A 20,327-nucleotide genomic window follows, 5' to 3' on the forward strand; every position below is an offset into this window, starting at 1 on the left:
ATTTTATTCACTAAGCAATGTTGTAAACCAACACCACGGCAAATAAAGCAGTAATAATTAATTTGTTTGAATAATTTGTATATTCCTTAAGTAAATTATAACCCAATTATTTTTCCTTTTCAAGTTTTTTAATGGATGTTTTTATAGGAATTTAAGTAAAGACTTTAATTTATACACATCAAAAATCCTTAAAACCTCTGGATATTTTGATATGTATAAATTAAATTTTACTATTGGAAATCTATACAAGTATAAAAATTAAATTAACCTACCAAGCTAGTTTCTATGACAAGGGGTTTATATTTCCTTTTGTCCCATGTAAATTAATGAAAGAGAGTCCATTGGACTCTCTTTTAGCTTAATCTATTTATTCATTTAATTTTTAATAATTTCCTTGTGCATGCATTGCCTCAGCAACCTTTAAGAATCCAGCTATGTTTGCACCTGCAACTAAGTTATATCCATATCCATATTGCTCTGCTGCTGCCATGGCATTATCATGTATATTTATCATTATTTGATGTAATTTAGCATCAACTTCTTCTCTAGTCCAAGATAATCTCATGCTGTTTTGAGACATTTCAAGGGCTGAAGTAGCAACTCCACCTGCATTAGCTGCCTTAGCAGGTCCTACTAAAACGTTATTCTCTTGTAGATATGCTAATGCATCATTTGTAGTAGGCATGTTAGCACCCTCACATACATACTTAACTCCATTAGCAACTATTTGCTTAGCATGTTCAAGGTGAATATCATTTTGAGTAGCACACGGCATTACGATATCAACTTTAACTCCCCATGGTTTTTCTCCTGGGAAGAACTCTACACCATATTTATCTGCATAATCTTGAACTCTATCTCTACCTGAATTTCTCATTTCCACTAGATAATCTATTTTTTCTCCTGTTACTCCATCTGGATCATATATATATCCATCAGGTCCAGATAATGTAACTACTTTTCCACCTAATTCACTAATCTTTTGGCATGCTCCCCAAGCAACATTACCAAAACCAGATAAAGCCACTGTTTTACCTTCAAAGGTTTCTCCCTCATGCTTTAACATCTCTTGACAGAAATAAGTTACTCCAAATCCAGTAGCTTCAGGTCTAATCAAGCTACCTCCATAAGCTAGTCCCTTTCCTGTAAGAACACCATTTTCGAATGCACCTCTAATTCTTCTATATTGTCCATAAAGATATCCTATTTCTCTTCCACCAACACCAATATCTCCAGCTGGAACATCTACATCTGGTCCAATATGTCTATATAGCTCTGTCATAAAGCTTTGGCAGAATCTCATAATTTCTGCGTCAGATTTTCCTCTTGGGTCAAAGTCAGAACCACCTTTACCTCCACCTATTGGAAGTCCAGTTAATGAGTTTTTAAATATTTGCTCAAAACCTAAGAATTTAATAATTCCAATATAAACTGATGGATGGAATCTCAAACCGCCTTTATAAGGACCAATTGCTCCATTAAATTGAACCCTCATTCCACGATTAACCTGAACCTTACCATTATCATCAACCCATGGTACTCTAAATATAACTTGTCTTTCAGGCTCTACCATTCTTTCTAATAAGTTAGCCTCTATGTACTCAGGATGCTTTTCTAAAACTGGAGATAAAGATAGTAATACTTCTTCAACTGCTTGTAAAAATTCAGCTTCACCAGCATTTCTTTTCTTAACTTTTTCCAAAACTTCATTAATATAAGCCTGTGCATTCATAGTTTTTTGTGCCATTGCAAGAAACCTCCTCTTTTTTTTCAATATAGATACTATTCAATAAAATCTTATATGAAAATCCTATTGAATCTTAAAACAAATTGTCTTTTTTATTATGTTCAAAATCCTCATTTATATATATTTTTTTATAACTTTTCTTAAACAAGCTAATGAAATTGTTAAAATTATAACTCGTAGAAATATTCAGAAAAGTTCGGATTTTGACAGGAAAACCTTTTCCTTATTCTTAAATAAAAAAGATCCATTGCTTTTTACAATGGAATTATAACACATAGCCTAAACTTTGTAAATATTTTATCAATACTTTATTTCTAAACTTTTTACAATAACATTGATAGCAATTATATTTAAGGACGTCATATGTTCAACATCTTTTTTCACTTGTTTTTGAAGCAAAGCTATAATTTTAGGAATGTTAACACCATATTTAATTGCTAATTCAATATTAACAACTATCCCATGTTTATAATTATTTATTTTAACTTTATTAACTTTATGGATAGCCATGATATTGCCAGTTACATATTTCACCATTTGAATTATAACCCTATCATATATGGTGAATTTACCCATATAGCTAAAGGTAGGTCTAACAACTGATTTTTCAGCTATTTGTATAGTATTATCCTTCTTTCTCCTAAATATCTTTAGCTTATCAATAAAGTATCCTGAAAAATCTTTTTTAATTTCAAAGGTCGGCACTGGTATCACGTGTTTGCCTTGTTTGATTCTAGACTCCCTAGCTATTTTTAATTCTTCTTCACTGGCTATTTCATTAATATACACGGTTTCGTTTACAGGGCCTATTCCTAAATTTTCAGTAATATTATTTACCATTTTTTCAGAAGTCCCTAGTATCAATATGCTACATGGTTTGTATTCCTGTATTTTTTCTATAATAGCCTGTTTATGGCTATTTTCCATAAATAAAGCTCTCTTCACTGCAGATATTTTAGTCTTTTCCCTCTTTGCTGATTTTCCAGCTAATATTTTACTTCCTTTAATAAAAAGACCATCATCTATTATGTACTCTATATCTTTTTCATAAGCAAGGGATAATGCCTTATAGCTTTTCCCAGTACCGCTTTTCCCAACTAGTGCGACCACTCTCATTAGTTTCCTCCTATAAACAAATGCGTCTTAAGACGCTTTTTAGTTGCAAGTTCTATGTTCTAAGTTTCAAGTTTTAAGATCATTCTTTTAGGTCTAAAAACCTTAATTCCTGATTCTAAAATTTTACTGGTAATAGTTTGCATTTAATCTCTATTACTTGAATTTACTTAAATTCAAACATACAATTTCTTGCAAAAAAGTTCAAATTCTTATGCAATGATAAAGACGTCTTAAAACACTTTGTGGTTATAGGTTAAAGACTTTAAACTTAGTATGATTCTCTACTTTATGTGACTAAAATATACATTTTTATTATCTCATAGATTTGCCTGTTTGTTAATGTAAATAAATTCCTCATTTATTGGATTTAAAAAAATAGAGACTTGTTTTTTGACATAATCTCAGAACGAATTTAATTTACAATGATAATCATTATAAATTAACCTTTTTTTTGATTTTTTTCTTTTATACTGTTGTTTTCAATACCTTGTATACTGTATAATTCATTACGTAATGTTTTTTAGATTTATTAAAGGAGGATGTTATAATGGCTTATAAAATTAACGATACTTGTATTAATTGTGGAGCATGTGAGGCAGAATGTCCAGTTGGCGTTATCAGTGCAGGAGATGATCAATATGTAATTGATGCTTCTGGTTGTATTGATTGTGGAGCATGTGCTAACGTTTGTCCTGTAGACGCTCCTCAACCAGAATAGTAGATACATAAAAAAGCTTTCAAAAAAGATTAAGCTTCTAAGCTTAATCTTTTTTTACTATCTAGAAATTTAAACATTTTTTGTAAAACCTATATACAAATCTAAGTATATTAGCAAATTGCATAATTACCTTCCTCAAAAACTAACTACTATATATAATCTTTAAATCTCCAAAGCTATACCATATATATTATGCAATTCTACCAAGTCAAAATTATGTAATTTCCTCATATAAAAAATCGAAACTATTTCCATAAAAATTATAGCGTTATTTTTTTAAGACCTACAAGAACCTCTCTAATCTCAACCTATACTCAAAAGACCCACCTAAAACAGAGCCTTAACCTACGGACAAAAACGTCTTCTATGGGTTTTGAGTTGCAAGTTCCATGTCCCAAGTTGCAAGTATTAGAGTCTTTCTAGTAAGTTTTAAAAGAAAACAATTCGTACCAATATTTTACTGGTAATAGTTTTGATTTTCCTTTTGTTCTTGCTAATTTAAGCACATATCATCTATAATTAAGGTTTAATCTCACTAGCTTTTCTGGTGAATTTTGCTTAAAAACTTCAGTATAGCCTTTTCCTCATTAAGGGTTACATCATTTAAAACAAAATCAAAAAACTCTTTTTGCCTCTCCATAATTATATCATAAATTTCTTTTCCTTCCTCAGTTAATAAAACCATATTAATTCTTTTATCTTCCTTTGATTTTTGTTTTATAATATATCCATTTGCTAACAGCTTATTAATAATTGAAGCTATCACTCCTCTATCTATTTCTATTTCCTTTACAAGACTGTAAATAGATTTCTCATTGGCACTTCCGATTTTTTTTATTATAAAGGCATCCAATATAGATAATTCCTTATTCTTTTTTCCAAATGTTAATCCCTTTTTATTTAAGACAAAGACCTTATATATTATTTTTTCCATCATCTTATTTATTTCATTATAATAATTTGCCACAACATCACCCACTGATAACTGTTTTCATTTATTATAGCACAAAAAAAGATAAATCGGCAAATATATATAATGCATTAATAAAACTACATTTTGTTTTCTCAAATAGCCAATGTCTTTGGGGGTATTTGAGAGAACGAAATGTAAGTGATTTATTGCAATTTATATACCGATTTAAAATGGATATTACATACTCCTAGAGGCAACAACATCTACCCCAGTATTTAATATATCCTTGACAATAACCTCACCAATTGTAACCGGTGCCTCTACTTCAATAGAGTTAATTATTTTCATACATTCATATATCTTATCCTTGGGAATAGCCTCCTTTGTTTTTACTGGCAATCTGTTTAATAATCCATTCTTTATTTTTACTGTTGTTGTCAAAACCCTTGTTGGATTAGTCAACTCTTTAATTGCATATTCCTTTCCTCTAGGACATTTATTTCCTTCTACAATATAATCGTCATTGTCCTTTGAAATTTTGATATGGCACCCAAGGGGACATACTATACAAACCATTTTCTTCATTTCCACTTAGGCTCCCTCCTTTTCGAAGGATACTGTAATCACAGAATAATCTAAAGCAATTATATCTTCTCTTTTAATTTTTACTGTTTCAATTTCCCCTGGTGCTACATGACGCTTTTTCACCCTATTTATTTCTTTTCCATCAATACTTACAACCATATCCATATCCTTATAAACATTATCTACCCTCATAAATAAATCTAAAGTTTTATCTAAATTTTCTAATCTAATTCTTTGAGGTACAATATATCTAATTCCTTTTCCAGGCTTTGTGTTTACCATTAACCCCTTTGTCTTGAGTTCTTTTTTAATATATTTTGCTGCACTTCTTCCCGCTTTTCTACTTTCTTCTGTTACAAAGTCAACTAAATCATGGACTTGGACAACATTACCACATGCAAATATCCCTTCGACACTTGTCTCCATTGCTTCATTGACAACTGGTCCTAAGGTGATGGGATCCATCTCTATACCTGCATTTTGCGTGAGTTCATTTTCTGGAATCAATCCTACTGATAATAATAAAGTATCACATTCAAAAAACTTTTCTGTTCCATAAATTGGATTTCTATTTTCATCTACCTCTGCAATTACAACTCCCTCCACTCTATCCTTACCCTTGATTTCAGTAACCGTGTGGCTAAGGAGTAAAGGAATATTATAATCATCTAGACATTGAACAATATTTCTAGTAAGTCCTCCTGAAAAAGGCATAAGCTCTGCTACTGCCAAAACTTTAGCTCCTTCGAGGGTCATTCGTCTAGCCATAATAAGCCCAATATCCCCAGAACCCAATATCACTACTTTCTTCCCTACTATATATCCTTCCATATTAACGAACCTCTGAGCTGTTCCTGCTGTAAATACTCCTGCTGGTCTTGTTCCTGGAATATTTATTGCACCTCTAGTTCTTTCTCTACATCCCATTGCCAGTATTATTGCACCAGCTTTAAGCATCATAAATCCATCTTCCGAATTGATTGCAGTAACAACTTTATCTTGCCTTATTTCAAGTACCATTGTATCTAATCTATATTCTATACCTAATTTTCTCAACTCAACAATAAATTTCTCTGCATATTCTGGTCCCGTTAACTCTTCCTTAAAAATGTGTAACCCAAAGCCATTATGAATACACTGCTGTAATATACCTCCAAGCTCTCTGTCTCTTTCTACTAATAAAATACTATCTATTCCATTTTTCTTTGCTTCAATTGCAGCAGCTAATCCTGCAGGACCACCACCTATTACTACAATATCATATGATTGCATCATCTTCCCTCCCAATGATTTACTATCATGCAGGTTATTTTGTTTTACTGGTCAATATATAAGAATCTTTTCCATCCTTTGTGATCTCCATTATTTCTTTACCCAGCTCTCTTGCAAGTATTTCCATTACCCTAGGACCGCAAAATCCCCCTTGACATCTGCCCATACCAGGTCTAACCCTTCTTTTTACTCCATCAACTGTTCTTGCACCCACATTTCTATTTATAACATCTACTATTTCTCCTTCTGTAATACTTTCACATCTGCATATAATTCTCCCATACCTCGGGTCTTTCTTTATTAGCTGTTCCTTTTCTTCATCATTTAATTCCACGAATCTAATAACAGGTCTTCTATTACTAATAAAATTTTGCTTTTCCTTTAAAGCCCCTGATATTTCTTTAAGAATATCCTTAACGTACTCAGCAATTGCTGGCGCTGCAGACAATCCTGGAGATTCAATACCTGCTACATTTATAAATCCTGGAGCCTTCTTTGATTCTTCTATAATAAAATCCCCTGTACTAGGTCTAGCTCTTAAACCAGCAAAGCTAGTAATAGTTGCATTGAAGGGTATGCTTTTAACTGTCTTTTTGGAAGCCTGTCTAATAAACTCAATTCTATCCCTAGTAGTTGCTGTATTTTCTCTATCATTAATATCCTCAGCATCTGGACCCACCAATAAATTGCCATGTACAGTAGGAGTAACAAGTACACCCTTACCGTATTCAGTTGGTGCTTGAAAAATCACATGCTTTACAATATTTCCTGCACTTTTATCTAATACATTATATTGTCCCCTCCTTGGCAATATCTCAAAAGTATTATCTCCAATCATTTTACTGATTTCTCCTGCATAAACTCCTGCACAGTTAATTACATACTTTGTCTCTATAGTTTCTTTATCCATATATAAACAATATCCATCTTCTTTTTTTCGGATATCCGTTACTTTCCTATCCAAGACAATCTTTGTCCCATTGTCTGCTGCATTTTCTGCCAAGGCCACCGCTAATTCCCAAGGACAAACGATTCCAGCCGTAGGTGCATACAAAGCTCCGATAATTTCTTCATTAAGATTTTTTTCCTTTGCTTTTATTTCATCTCTATTTAGAATCTTCATATTGGGAACACCGTTTTTTATTCCTCTTTCATACAATTCCTTTATACTCTTCATTTCTTCTTCATCTGTAGCGATAACAAATGATCCAATTCTCTTAAAAGGTACATCTAACTCTTCACAAACTTTATCAAACATAGAATTTCCAAGGACATTTAACTTCGCTTTAAGTGTTCCTGGTTCTGCATCATACCCTGCATGCACAACAGCACTATTTGCCTTCGTTGTTCCATTGGCTATATCTGTATCTTTTTCTATTAAAATAATTTTAAGATCATATCTAGACAACTCCCTTGCTACAAAAGTTCCTATTATACCAGCACCAATTATAGCTACATCATACATAAGAAAATCCCCCCTCGGTTTCAGATAAAGGGTCTAAGGACGCCTTTACATTTCTGTCTATAATTTAGGGCATTTTATGGATAAACAACTTTAATACATGATATTCTAAATGACCTTTAAAGTTCTTTATCATTAAATTGAAAACAAAAAAGGCCACACAAGCTGAACCTATTTTATAGGTCCACTCGTATGGCTCTCCTATTCTCATGCCTTAATTATTAAGTTAACAATAGTATATCATTAAAATCCACATTTATAAAGTAGAAATTCTAATGTTTTTATTGTTCTTCACTAGAAGCCGCAGCCTCTTCACAAGCTTCACATTTCTCTACTTCTTCCCACTTGCATGCTCTTTCTACCGCCTTTTTCCAGCCTGCATATTTCTTTTCTTTAATCTCCTGAGCCATTGTAGGCTCAAAGTGTCTATCAATAGCCCATTTCTTAGCGATTTCTTCCTTGCTTTCCCAGAATCCTACTGCCAAACCAGCCAAATAAGCTGCCCCAAGGGCTGTAGTCTCTGCAACTACTGGTCTATCAACTGGAACTCCTAGAAGATCTGATTGGAACTGCATCAAAAAATTGTTAGCTACCGCTCCACCATCCACCTTAAGGGCTTGAAGATTGATACCTGAATCTTCCTGCATTGCTTCAAGTACATCTCTAGTTTGATATGCAATAGATTCTAGAGTAGCTCTAATTATATGATTTCTATTTGCTCCACGAGTAAGACCCACTATAGCACCCCTTGCGTACATATCCCAATATGGAGCTCCAAGTCCTACAAAAGCTGGCACTACATATACGCCATTTGTATCTTCTACTTGAGTTGCAAAGTATTCGCTGTCCTTTGCATCGTCTATTAATCTTAATTCATCACGAAGCCATTGAACAGATGCACCAGCTACAAAGATACTTCCTTCAAGGGCATATTCTACCTTACCATCTACTCCCCATGCAATCGTGGTTAATAATCCGTTATTTGAGGCAACCATTTCTTCCCCTGTATTCATTAGCATAAAACAGCCTGTTCCATATGTATTTTTTGCCATGCCCTGTTCATAGCACGCTTGACCAAATAAGGCAGCCTGTTGATCTCCCGCTATGCCTGCTATTGGTATCTGGGCTCCTCCAAAGGTTTTTGGATCAGTATATCCATAAACCTCACTTGAAGGCTTAACTTCTGGTAGCATTGAAGATGGTATTCTTAGCTCCTTAAGAATCTTTTCGTCCCATTTAAGCTCTTTTATATTATATAGCATAGTTCTTGAAGCATTTGAATAATCAGTTACATGTACTCTACCTCTTGTTAAATTCCAAATAAGCCATGTATCAATATTTCCAAATAACAATTCCCCATTTTCTGCTTTTTCCCTTGCACCCTCAACATTATCAAGTATCCACTTTACCTTAGTTCCTGAAAAATAAGCATCTACTACTAACCCAGTATTTTTTCTTATATAGCTCTCTAGTCCTCTTTCTTTTAATTCATCACATATACCTGCTGTTCTTCTGCACTGCCAAACTATAGCGTTATATACAGGTTTTCCTGTATTTTTATCCCACACCACCGTAGTTTCTCTTTGATTTGTAATACCAATTGCAGCTATTTCTTCTGGACTTATTCCTGCAGTTTCTAAAACTTCCCTAGCTACTCCGCTTTGTGAACCCCAAATTTCCATTGCATCATGCTCTACCCAACCAGCCCTAGGGTATATTTGAGTAAATTCTTTTTGACTTACCCTAACTATTTTACCATCATGGTCAAATATAATAGCTCTTGAGCTAGTAGTTCCTTGATCTAAAGCTAATACATATTTTTTATCCATTAATTTCTCCCCCTTGTAATAATAATCTTATTTTTATTTGAAATTTTTACTATCTAATGATAATACATTAAGAGTAATTTTAGAACTTTTACACTTAGTTTTACTATAATAAATTCTTACTTATAGACATGAAAGTATAAATCCGCCTAAAGTTCCACCGATAATTGCATAAACTATATTTACGAATCCATTTTTTACATTATCTCCAGAAGCCAATGATGCTACAAATAAACCAGCTCCTGCTGCCCAAGCCATGTCTATCCATGCTGAACCTGATTGTACCATAAATCCAACACCATGGTTTAGAGTCCATGAAGTACCAACTATAAATCCTGCTGCCATCCAACCACCAATAGCTCCCCAAGTATCACACATTTTTCCCCAACATAATCTAATTAAAAATGGAAATATAAACGCACCTGCAAACGTAGTAACCATATTAGCAAAAGCCATTTATCAATTGCCCCCTTCTCTTTTATTATTTTTTTAACTATGCATTAGCCTCTCCCTTTTTAGCTAAATACACTTCAAGCTTATATGCTGCCAAGCCACCAACTATTCCGCCTAATAAAGTAATTGCTAAAGTCGGCAATGAGTCTATACCAGCCTGTATTCCGCTTTCAAACACACCTCTCATTGTACCAGCTACACCTATTCCTAATGCCATATCTACCCATGCCCCATCATTGTTATGAATTCCAATATAATGATTTAAAAACCACATTGTTCCTATGATTGCCAGTCCTGCAAACCAGCCACCACCAATTCCATATGCTTCTACAAATTTCCCCCAAACGCTCATGACAAACATACCTGCTATTGCAGTTCCTAAAATTGTTCCTAAATGTTTCATTCTTTCCCTCCTAGCTTTTTATTTTTTTTAGGTTATTGAATAACTAAATTTGAAAATTGGTAATTCGGCTAATTCTCTACATTATAAAATTAGAATCATTTTTATAAAAAAAATACTTTTGATAGCCAAAATACAGCATTTTGCTTTTGGTAAAAATAGTTATTCAAACAACCCATTTTTGTTACATAAAAACATAAGACTGTAATTATTTTCTAAAATCACCTCCTTGATAGTTATTGTTATATTTTAATCAAACGTTTTCCCAATGCTAAAAATTACATATACCAAATTTTTTCACTGCTTGTAGAAATACCTACTGAACCTGCCTTAAGACATTGAATAACATCCTCCTTATCACTAATAAGCCCTCCTGCTATTATAGGAATTTTGGTTTCATTATGTATTTTTGTAATAATTTTAGGCATAATACCAGGCATAACCTCAATCGCATCTGGTCTTGTAGAATGTATAGAATTAACTCCAGTTTCCAATGAAAGAGAATCTAACAAGAAAAGCCTTTGTATAGCACATATGTTTAAGCTTTTTGCACTTTTAATAAGATTGGTTTTTGTAGTAATAATACCGTCGGGATTCATTTTCTCGTTAATATATTTTAGAGCAGTCTTATCCTTTGAAAATCCTTCAATTAAATCGATATGTACATATATATTCTTATGTGCTTCTTTAGATTGAGCGATAATTCCTTTTAGATTATAGATATTTCCTGTTAATAAAAAAATAATTTTACACGGAGATTTAATAGCTGGTTTAAGCTTTTCTATGTGGTTAACAGCTGCAACAATAGGGTTCTCTTCTAGTCTTAAGAGAAGTTTATTATTCAATGTATTCACTCCTCGTTTTATAATTTAAAAGGCTATCATGAAAACTTAAGCAATAAAAAACCACACAAATCAACCCAATTATATTTGGATACTTTGCGTGGCTCTCATCATCTCCAGCCTTTATATTTTATTAAATATATTGTATAATATTATCTTTTGTCAGTCAAGTGTTAATTTTCAAAATTTTTCTAATTAAATCCTATCTTTAGATAGGCAAATATAAAACCTATTTTGACAGTTTTTATACTTATAATATATGTTGAAATTTCCACAAGAAATTCATTCATTATTAAGACTATTCAATTTTTTATTGTAGTTTTTAGTAGTATTTAGTAGTTTTTAATAGTCATTAATGTATCATTAAATCATGTTAATATGTTAATAATCATAATATAAATTTGAAACCTTTTTTATATATATTTTACAGAATATTCTCTATATTGATTTAAATTCCTTGACTCATTCATATAAATATTTTATAATTGTAATAAATCAATTAATAAAATTTAATAATCGTATTATACGGTTTATTAATGGTTATTATGCAACCCATAATAGCTTACCTAATTAAACCCAGTATAATATATTCACATAATTTTCTCTTTTTGTATAAATAGCCAATATGAAAAATAAGGATTTATTCTGACTGAAATAATTATTGGTTTTTCATTTTTTTGAAAATTATTGTTTTTTTAAGGTTTCAAGTTGGTTATTAATGTAGGGATTTAAGTAAAGACTTTAATTTATACACGTCCAAATCCCCCAGAAACACTGGATATTTGTACATGTATAAATTAAATTTTACTATGTAAAACCTATATATCTAATGTGAATTACATTATCTGGGATTTTTATTGTTTTTGTGTAAATTTATACAGTTTGTTTAAAGACCTTTATTTTCATCATGTTTTAATTTTATAAAAACTTGATGCTATAGGAATTTAAGTAAAGACTTTAATTTATACATGTCCAAAATGCCCAGAAACATTGCATATTTGTACATGTATAAATTAAGTTTTACTATGTAAATTCTATATAGATATTCCAGAAAAACAATTAATTTATACATATCAAAAATCCCCAAAAGCTTCGGATATTTTGATATGCATAAATTAAGTTTTACTATGGGAAATCTATATATAAAGGATTTAAAAAAATATATTTGAGGGGGAATATTAATGAAAAAAACTTTATCACTTCTTTTAATAATGATACTATCTGTATCATTAGTATTTACAGGTTGTGGGCAGCCTGCTCAAGAAGAAACTAAACAAGGAGATGGGCAGCAAGCTGAAAAATCCAGTGAAACTCTAGAATTATCATTTGCAACAGGCGGTACTTCAGGTACTTACTATCCACTTGGTGGAGCAATAGCAAATGTTTGGAACAAAAAGATTGAAGGTGTTAATGTTACAATTCAGCCTGCAGGAGCTTCTGTTGAAAACATAAACAGGGTTGCATCTGGAGAAGTAGATATAGTTCTTGCTATGAACAACATAGCAGATGATGCCTTTAATGGTACTGGTAAAAGCTTCAGTAAACCTCTTAAAAATTTCAAAGCAGTTGGAGTTGTATATCCAGAGGTTATGCACGTTGTAACCCTTAAAAATTCAGGTATTAATTCAATTGCTGATTTAAAGGGTAAAGCAATCAATCCTGGCCCTCCAGGAAGTGGTACTTATGTAACTGCAATGAAGATATTAGAAGCCTATGGTATTACTCCAAAAGACTATACTGCTAAGCCTGGTAGCTTCTCCGATGCTGTTGCTGGATTAAAGGATGGTAATATAGATGCTGCCTTTGCAGTACTTTCATTCCCTGCATCAGCTGTTAAAGAAATAGCTACTACTAATCCTGTAAAAATTCTTCCAATAGATGGAGCAGATTTCGATAAAGTTAAAGAATTAGTTCCTTTTGCAGCCAAATTTAATATTGTTGGTGGAGAATATAAAGGTCAAGATACAGATGCTACTACTGTAACTCTTCAAGCAGTAATGTATGTTAAAGAAGACCTACCTGAAGATTTAGTATATAACTTGACTAAAGTTATGTATGAAAATACAGAAGAAATAGCTCAAGGCCACGCAAGAGGAAAGCAAATCAAACTTGAAAATGCTATAAAAGGTATAACTACACCTATTCATCCTGGAGCACAAAAATATTACGACGAAAAGGGTATTAAATAAATTAAAGATAGGCCGAGATAGTTCATCCTATCTCGGTCTTTTAATTAATTATGAAATTAACTAAATTAACTCTTATCATATTCACTATCATACTTTTAATATGTTTTTTTTTAAAAACTACTTTACTCCAGGTGTATGTTGCGGATAAAGGTCCAGCTTATAATAAAGTTTTGCTCCAGTTTCCTGTTAAACCACAAGAGAAATTTTCTATCAAATGGACTCATTCCGTAAGTCTTAGACCCGTTATTGAAACCTATAAAATTGAAGATGATTTAAAGATTTCCATATATGAAATGATATTTGACTCCTTTAGTGCTAATCTCCCATCTAGTCCTGATTATAATACTATTTGGGAATTTAACGAGGACCATATTCGTGTTTATAATTATGATATCATATTTGATGCTGTTCCTGTAGTTATTGGAAAGGTTGTAGCAAATCACACATTATATTTAAGGGATAATATTATTCCCCTTAAGGATATTTATAAACCCGGAGGTTTTGTAAAAATTAAAGTAGTAAAAAAAAGCTTCATAAAATATATTATTGAGGAGGCATTTTTTTAATGAATGTAAACAATCTAAAGCCAACATTAGATGAAGAAAAACAACAAGAACTCATGGCCAAATATGACAGAGAATTTACCTATAGGAAATTAACTGGGCTTTTTGGTAAAATAGTTTTTGTAATAGCTGTAATCTGGAGTCTATGGCAGATATACACAGCTACATTTGGTCTAAAACCTCCTACCATTCAAAGAGGTGTTCATGTTGGATTCGCCCTTGTTTTAATATATTTGCTTTATCCATTTAGGACAAGTGACAGGTCAAACAAGGTCAAGTGGTATGATTTTATTTTTTTAGTTGCATCTATTTTAGTTGTGGGATATCATGTTATAAACTTTGAAGACTTGTTATTTAGAGCTGGGGCTTATACCCAAACTGATATGGTTATCTCCATTATAGCAGTAATTCTAGTAATTGAAGCAACAAGACGTGTTGCAGGACCAGTGCTTATAACTGTTTCTGGTGTCTTCTTACTTTATGCTTTCTTTGGAAATATTATACCTGGTTATTTATCCCATGCAGGATATAGCCTTCACAGAATAGCAACATACGCATGGATAAGTACAGAATCTATATTAGGTATACCCATGATGGTATCATCAACCTTTATATTCCTATTCCTACTATTTGCAACATATTTAAAAATGACTGGAATAGGTGACTGGTTAACGGAATTAGCTTTAGCCATTGCGGGTCATTCAACAGGTGGTCCTGCTAAGGCTGCAATTGTAGCCAGTGCCACGCAAGGAACTATTTCTGGTAGTTCAGTTGCAAACACAGTTGGTACAGGTTCAGTTACTATTCCTCTTATGAAAAGTATCGGATATAGGTCTGAATTCGCAGGTGCTGTTGAGGCTGCTGCTTCAACAGGAGGTCAGTTAATGCCACCAGTTATGGGTGCAGCTGCCTTTATAATGACAGAGTTTACTGAACTACCCTATGCAACAATTGCTTTAGCAGCTTGTATTCCCGCAATCTTGTACTTTACAGGAATATTTATAATGGTTCACCTTGAAGCCAAAAAAAATGGACTTGAAGGTTTACCAAAAAGTCAACTTCCAAAGGTAAAGGATCTTTTAAGGAAAAAATGGTTTTTAGGTATTCCAATTATAGTTATAGTTTGGCTCTTAGTTAAAGGCTTTACTCCAATGCGTGCTGCTTTAGGTGGTATTGGATCATCTTTGATTATAGGATTTATTAATGCATATATTGATGAAAATCAAACATTTGGTTTGAAGGAAGTAATAAAAGGATTAGAAGAAGGAGCTAGAAGTGCACTTCCTGTTGTTATGGCTTGTGCAAGTGCAGGGATAATTGTTGGTGTTGTTACCCTTACTGGTCTTGGTATCAAGCTTTCCCATGGTATCGTATTACTTTCTAAAGGAAATATTTATCTTACAATGTTCTTAACTATGATTGCATCTATCATTTTAGGTATGGGTATGCCTACCACTGCTAACTATATAGTTCAAGCAACTATTGCAGCACCCGCTTTAATTAAAGTAGGAGTTCCTGTAATAGCAGCTCATCTTTTCGTATTTTACTTCGGTATAGTAGCAGACATTACACCACCAGTTGCACTAGCAGCCTTCGCTGGCTCTGGTATAGCTGGCTCCAATCCTTTTAAAACAGGGGTTGAAGCTTCAAAGTTAGCCTTTGCTGCATATTTAGTTCCTTATATATTTGCCACATCCCCTGTTTTAGTTTTGGTTGATGCAAATCCTATAACGGTAATTATAGCCCTAGCTACAGCTCTTATTGGTATGTTCGGCATCGCTGGAGGAGTTAGTGGATATTTCTTAAGGCCATCATCTGCTTGGGAAAGGCTTGTCCTCTTTGGCTCTGGCTTAATGCTGGTAAACCCAAGCTATATAACCAGTGGAATAGGTCTCATTCTACTTGGAACTATATATGTATTACAACGTTCAAGCAAACGAAAAAGCGCCTAGGGCGCTTTTTTAGTTGTAATTGTTAGAGCGTCTAGAGTCAAGAGAGAGTCAAGGTGATAAGAGTCAAGGTGACGGTTCTTTTTGACTCACCATCTCAGAAAGACAAACGAAGCGTCCCCTTGTCTTCTTCAACGAAGCGTCCCCTTGTCTTCTTAAGAAAGAAGCAAACGAACCGTCCCTATGCTTTATATCATTTGAAGTATAGTTAGTATATATGGAAGACTAAAGATAGTTAGTATAACTATACCGCAATTTTTAAGAACAGTCTTTTGTTTTTTATTCCCTATAATTATTAGCATTGTACCTAATAAACAAAATGAAATTAATGTAAAATTTCTCATATTACTTAAACACCTCACTTAGTTTCTTAGATTTATGAATATGTAGTAAGACTCCTATATGTGTTTTATCATTTGCATGAATTAGCTATATTTACCAAACTATATTTCCATCATATATCCTTCGATAGACAGTAACATATTTTATTTATATTTAGTATAGCATTTCAGCTAACATTACTCCATAATAATAACTTTCAAAAGAGAAATTTCCATCAAAATTTTCAATATTTGAATTATTTTTAGGTAAAGTTATAAAATAGCCACCATAAGGAGTTTCTAGAGAATGTATAAATTCTGCGTTGTTGATTTTTTCATTTCGATCGATCTCCAGATTTTGATTAAGCTTTAACTCTAACATTCTGAATGTAGAAAAGATACTTTGTGCTTTATGATCTATGTCATGAAAATAGATACCTTTATTAGACTTAAATATTTCTATCTTGTTACATAATAACTTTGTATCTATTTTTATATCTAACGACTCAGCTATTTTTACTAAGAAATACACTTCTTTATCATAATTAGTATTCAGAATATCTTTTTCTAAAAGATTACTATCTATTCCATTAATTACTTCTTCAAATTTTGTGGATTCAAGATTAAAATTTTTGTATAGCTCGATTAAATAATAAAAATCCTGTGTTGAAATTTTGGGATTTTCTAAGAAATTTTTAATTAAATCATTGATTTTATTTATTACAATTTTATTTTCAATGGATTTTGAATCTAGTTCATTATAAATTAAAGTTAAGAAATAAATATTTTCAATTTTATCAATATTAATATATTTTCTTAGAGAATACTTGATTTTTTCTTGATTAAATTGAATATCAAATTTTTTCGCTAATTTTAAAGCAAAATATAACTCTTTTACATTTAAACTAGGTGGACATTCGTATATCCAGTATTTTAAGTTTGAATTTATAAAATTAACTGTTTTATTTGGTATATCTTCGCCTAGTATATGATAAGTAAGCAATGTATTATATACAACTTGAACATCTCTTAGATACATTTGCTTTATAAAGTTAAAATCTAATTTTTCTATATATTTTCTATCAAATTTCAATTGCAATCCTATATGTTTTGCAATGCTATCAATAGTTGTTATACTTTGATTTAGAGTGATAATATCTATATCTTCTTTTAACATATGTTTATTTAATTCATTACCCCAAAATAAAATCCAATTTTCTCTTTTTTTAATATCTTCTTTTAAATTTTCATCAGTATATTTATCTAGTATTCTTAATGAGTCTAAAATTACTATTCCTGAATCTATTAAGTTCTTTTTAAATTCATTTTGATTATTTGAAAAATTATTATCATCTATTATTAACAATTCCTGTAATTTAATTAAGGTATTCGTCCTAACTTCTTTTGGCATCTCTCTTAATAAATCGAATATTTGAAGTACTATATTGGTTATTTGTATTTTACTATTTAATTCTTCAAATTCATTATTTATATAAAATAAACCTTCTTCTCTTACATAATGTTTTAAAAGTTCAGTAATATAATATGATTTATTTTTAATAGATCCATAAATATTTTTCTCAATATTGATTCTATTTAACAAATTATGCAAATCTGATCTGTTATTAATTTCTATATTTCTCAAATCTATATTATTAAAATGATTCATTATTATTTCTTTTGAATAGTCTGAGAAATCGACGTTTATAACATTTCCTATATTAAATAACCATGAAATAGAATAATAATTAATTTTATTACTAATTATTTGATCAGTAATATTACTGAAAAAGAAACCACTATTATCATTCTCATAGTACATTTTATTCAATAACTCTTTATTAATGGTACTTTTAGAATATTGATATTTTTTTCCAGTATTCAACTCCGAATTTGTAACTATTTGATTAGAACAACTTGTTGCTAATATAATACATATAAATAAAACTATTATAATTCTATTTTTCATAAGCATCCTCCAAAATACAATTTAGCACAAGATAAAACTTGTGCTAAATATATTATAAAAATTTATACAGCTGTACTATCTGAAGCAATTATTGAATATGTACGCGTTCCTACTTCAAACTCACCAGTTGTTATTTGCTTTATGTATAAATCATAACCAGTACAAGTAACACCTTCATAATAGTGAGTTAAACTAGCTACATCAGCTTTTTGTTTACTCCATACAGCAGATTCCCCTGAAGTTGACCAACCAGGTCCACCAGCATCAACACTCACAGATACACCTACAAAAGTAAATTGATCAGTAAGAGATATTGTATCTGGTTTATAACCATATATACCACTAGAAGATGCCCTGGAATATCCACTAATTTCTGAAGTGCTTACTAGGTCATTAGTAATAGTATATTTAAATTTAGTTGACATATCCAAATCATCAGTATATTTAATAGCAAAATCACTAATTTCATGTGTTTGGCTTCTAGAGCTGCTAGCCATAAAGGAATTTGAATTGGATTTTGAAGCAATTTTGTTTTCACCCTTCGCAGTGTTTTTAATTAATAGGCTCTCTAAATATTTGTCCATCTCCCTATTATACTCTTCAACATTATCGCCTTTATAACTAAATACTTTATCAAAATCAGAGTTTTCTAGAATAATTGTTCCATTAGGAAGAACATTAGCTTCACCTATAGCACTAACACCAATTGTAGTTGTAGACATCAACATTCCTACAGCTAACATACCACATAATAGTTTATTAAATTTACTTTTTAACATAATTAACCTCCTAAAACAAATGTTTTTTAATCAAATTATAGTTTCTGTGTCGACACTTTAACATTATATCATATAAAAAAATACAAAATAGTTAAAATATGTATCTATTCAATTTTTTATATTTTGGATATTCAAAGTATTCTAAATATATTTCTTGTGTTGACCATATCCATTTTAAGATTTATTTACAAGGGGTACTACCAGCATCTGTGTCATATGTTAGCGAGACCCCCTAAATAAATGATAAGATATTATTTAGAATATTTTTCATTTGAATCTCTTATCCCATTCACTACTTGTCCCTCCTTTCTTATGACAACTGTAAACTAAAAAACTTAACAGCTTTAAAATAGTAAAATTTATGATTTGTTATAATACCTTTTACCTCCTCAGCTTCTCAGGAAACTTAGGCTGATGGTATATAACATAACAGCAGGTTCCTGCTCCTATATTGGCAAAGAATAGCGCAATAGAAGCTATACTACTTAGCAATAATCCCTTCTTTTTCATTTGTTTATACCTCCTTCTCTATAAATTATTTTCTCTTTCCTGCACTCTTTGATACAAGAGGCATTAATGTTAATGATTCATTTAATATAGCTATGGTAGCTATGTTGCAATATATTGAAAGCTCTTTTTTCAGTATGTATACTGCCAATATTATTAAGCTCTCTAGTAAAATGGTTACTATACTTCTTTTTCTATAGATTCTATATTCTTTATTACTCAAAGGTTTGTTTGGAGTATCGACTGGAGCATATTGTAATACCAATAATATTGATATAGCTAAAATAGGTATTGTTATGAAGGTATTGTAAGGTGTTATGAATATAGCTAGAATTATGGATATTGTCATAGTTAATATAGTTACTATAAAACATCTAAAAGTTGTCATAGTTAATATAGTTACTATAAAACATCTAAAATATGTACTAAAATGGTATCCCCCTGCATTTATTCTTAAGATACCAAAGGCTATTATGAATATCGCTGCTTCCTTTATCCGTCCTAATCCATAGGCTATAGCAAATATACCTATACCCTTAAATATGCTTACAATAAATAGCTGTAAACCATACATGTAAATATCATGATCTTCAAATTTAATTATGTTATTTTTAACTAGCTTTTGAGTTATTGTTCTACATATTTTATCAATCATATTTTTTACCATTTAATTCTATATTTATCTTTTATTTTATATTATTTGTAAAATTTTCCAAT

18 protein-coding genes are annotated in these 20,327 nt (G+C 31.3%); 4 read left to right on the forward strand and 14 right to left on the reverse strand.

Annotated elements, in window-relative coordinates; translation table 11 throughout:
• Positions 1-382: 382 nt before the first annotated feature.
• On the reverse strand, positions 383-1,747 hold the full coding sequence (gene gdhA / locus BUB36_RS11935; protein WP_242655801.1) for an NADP-specific glutamate dehydrogenase: 1,365 nt from the start codon (positions 1,745-1,747) through the stop codon (positions 383-385).
• 300 nt (positions 1,748-2,047) lie between these two features.
• Positions 2,048-2,863 (reverse strand): Asp23/Gls24 family envelope stress response protein, encoded by an 816-nt coding sequence (locus tag BUB36_RS11940; RefSeq protein ID WP_073150424.1) that lies wholly within the window; start codon positions 2,861-2,863, stop codon positions 2,048-2,050.
• A gap of 547 nt (positions 2,864-3,410) precedes the next feature.
• Here BUB36_RS11940 and BUB36_RS11945 point away from each other — a divergent pair.
• Complete coding sequence (locus BUB36_RS11945) at positions 3,411-3,581, forward strand: 4Fe-4S binding protein (protein WP_073150426.1); 171 nt, start codon at positions 3,411-3,413, stop codon at positions 3,579-3,581.
• A gap of 535 nt (positions 3,582-4,116) precedes the next feature.
• Here BUB36_RS11945 and BUB36_RS11950 read toward each other — a convergent pair.
• The 8 genes from BUB36_RS11950 to BUB36_RS11985 form a co-directional block, all read right to left on the reverse strand.
• Positions 4,117-4,548 carry a MarR family winged helix-turn-helix transcriptional regulator gene (locus BUB36_RS11950; RefSeq protein WP_073150429.1) on the reverse strand — a complete coding sequence of 144 codons (432 nt, stop codon included), beginning with the start codon at positions 4,546-4,548 and terminating at the stop codon, positions 4,117-4,119.
• Between the two features lie 183 nt (positions 4,549-4,731).
• Entirely contained in the window at positions 4,732-5,079 is a 348-nt protein-coding gene (locus BUB36_RS11955; RefSeq protein ID WP_073150472.1) for a DUF1667 domain-containing protein, read from the reverse strand.
• Between the two features lie 6 nt (positions 5,080-5,085).
• Positions 5,086-6,351, reverse strand: coding sequence for an NAD(P)/FAD-dependent oxidoreductase (locus BUB36_RS11960; protein ID WP_207550810.1), 1,266 nt, complete (start codon positions 6,349-6,351; stop codon positions 5,086-5,088).
• Positions 6,352-6,385: 34 nt separating this feature from the next.
• Positions 6,386-7,816: an NAD(P)/FAD-dependent oxidoreductase gene (locus BUB36_RS11965; protein ID WP_073150434.1), complete on the reverse strand. Its 1,431-nt coding sequence runs from the start codon at positions 7,814-7,816 to the stop codon at positions 6,386-6,388.
• A 278-nt stretch (positions 7,817-8,094) separates the two neighbouring features.
• A complete protein-coding gene (gene glpK, locus BUB36_RS11970; protein ID WP_073150437.1) occupies positions 8,095-9,642 on the reverse strand; it encodes a glycerol kinase GlpK in 1,548 nt (515 codons plus the stop codon).
• Positions 9,643-9,762: 120 nt separating this feature from the next.
• Positions 9,763-10,095, reverse strand: coding sequence for a Lin0368 family putative glycerol transporter subunit (locus BUB36_RS11975; protein WP_073150440.1), 333 nt, complete (start codon positions 10,093-10,095; stop codon positions 9,763-9,765).
• A 37-nt stretch (positions 10,096-10,132) separates the two neighbouring features.
• Entirely contained in the window at positions 10,133-10,495 is a 363-nt protein-coding gene (locus tag BUB36_RS11980) for a Lin0368 family putative glycerol transporter subunit (RefSeq protein WP_073150444.1), read from the reverse strand.
• Positions 10,496-10,770: 275 nt separating this feature from the next.
• Positions 10,771-11,337 carry a glycerol-3-phosphate responsive antiterminator gene (locus BUB36_RS11985; protein ID WP_073150447.1) on the reverse strand — a complete coding sequence of 189 codons (567 nt, stop codon included), beginning with the start codon at positions 11,335-11,337 and terminating at the stop codon, positions 10,771-10,773.
• A gap of 1,178 nt (positions 11,338-12,515) precedes the next feature.
• On the opposite strand from BUB36_RS11985, the gene BUB36_RS11990 reads away from it, so the two are divergent.
• From BUB36_RS11990 to BUB36_RS12000, 3 genes are read left to right on the forward strand one after another with little or no spacing between them, the layout of a single operon-like run.
• Positions 12,516-13,523, forward strand: coding sequence for a TAXI family TRAP transporter solute-binding subunit (locus BUB36_RS11990; RefSeq protein WP_073150451.1), 1,008 nt, complete (start codon positions 12,516-12,518; stop codon positions 13,521-13,523).
• Between the two features lie 50 nt (positions 13,524-13,573).
• Positions 13,574-14,089 (forward strand): DUF1850 domain-containing protein, encoded by a 516-nt coding sequence (locus BUB36_RS11995; protein WP_073150454.1) that lies wholly within the window; start codon positions 13,574-13,576, stop codon positions 14,087-14,089.
• On the forward strand, positions 14,089-16,038 hold the full coding sequence (locus tag BUB36_RS12000; protein WP_073150457.1) for a TRAP transporter permease: 1,950 nt from the start codon (positions 14,089-14,091) through the stop codon (positions 16,036-16,038). Before BUB36_RS11995 ends, BUB36_RS12000 begins: the two co-directional genes overlap by 1 nt.
• Before the next feature lie 492 nt (positions 16,039-16,530).
• Here the strand turns inward: BUB36_RS12000 and BUB36_RS12005 are convergent, their stop codons facing one another.
• From BUB36_RS12005 to BUB36_RS12020, 4 genes are all read right to left on the reverse strand, one after another.
• Positions 16,531-18,324, reverse strand: a complete 1,794-nt coding sequence (locus tag BUB36_RS12005; protein WP_073150460.1) for a hypothetical protein — start codon at positions 18,322-18,324, stop codon at positions 16,531-16,533.
• A gap of 62 nt (positions 18,325-18,386) precedes the next feature.
• On the reverse strand, positions 18,387-19,103 hold the full coding sequence (locus BUB36_RS12010) for a hypothetical protein (RefSeq protein WP_073150463.1): 717 nt from the start codon (positions 19,101-19,103) through the stop codon (positions 18,387-18,389).
• 381 nt (positions 19,104-19,484) lie between these two features.
• Complete coding sequence (locus BUB36_RS12015; RefSeq protein ID WP_084112007.1) at positions 19,485-19,613, reverse strand: cyclic lactone autoinducer peptide; 129 nt, start codon at positions 19,611-19,613, stop codon at positions 19,485-19,487.
• Between the two features lie 25 nt (positions 19,614-19,638).
• Complete coding sequence (locus BUB36_RS12020; RefSeq protein WP_073150466.1) at positions 19,639-20,265, reverse strand: accessory gene regulator ArgB-like protein; 627 nt, start codon at positions 20,263-20,265, stop codon at positions 19,639-19,641.
• Positions 20,266-20,327: the final 62 nt, after the last annotated feature.

Source organism: Paramaledivibacter caminithermalis DSM 15212 (genome assembly GCF_900142245.1).
Classification (GTDB): domain Bacteria; phylum Bacillota; class Clostridia; order Peptostreptococcales; family Caminicellaceae; genus Paramaledivibacter; species Paramaledivibacter caminithermalis.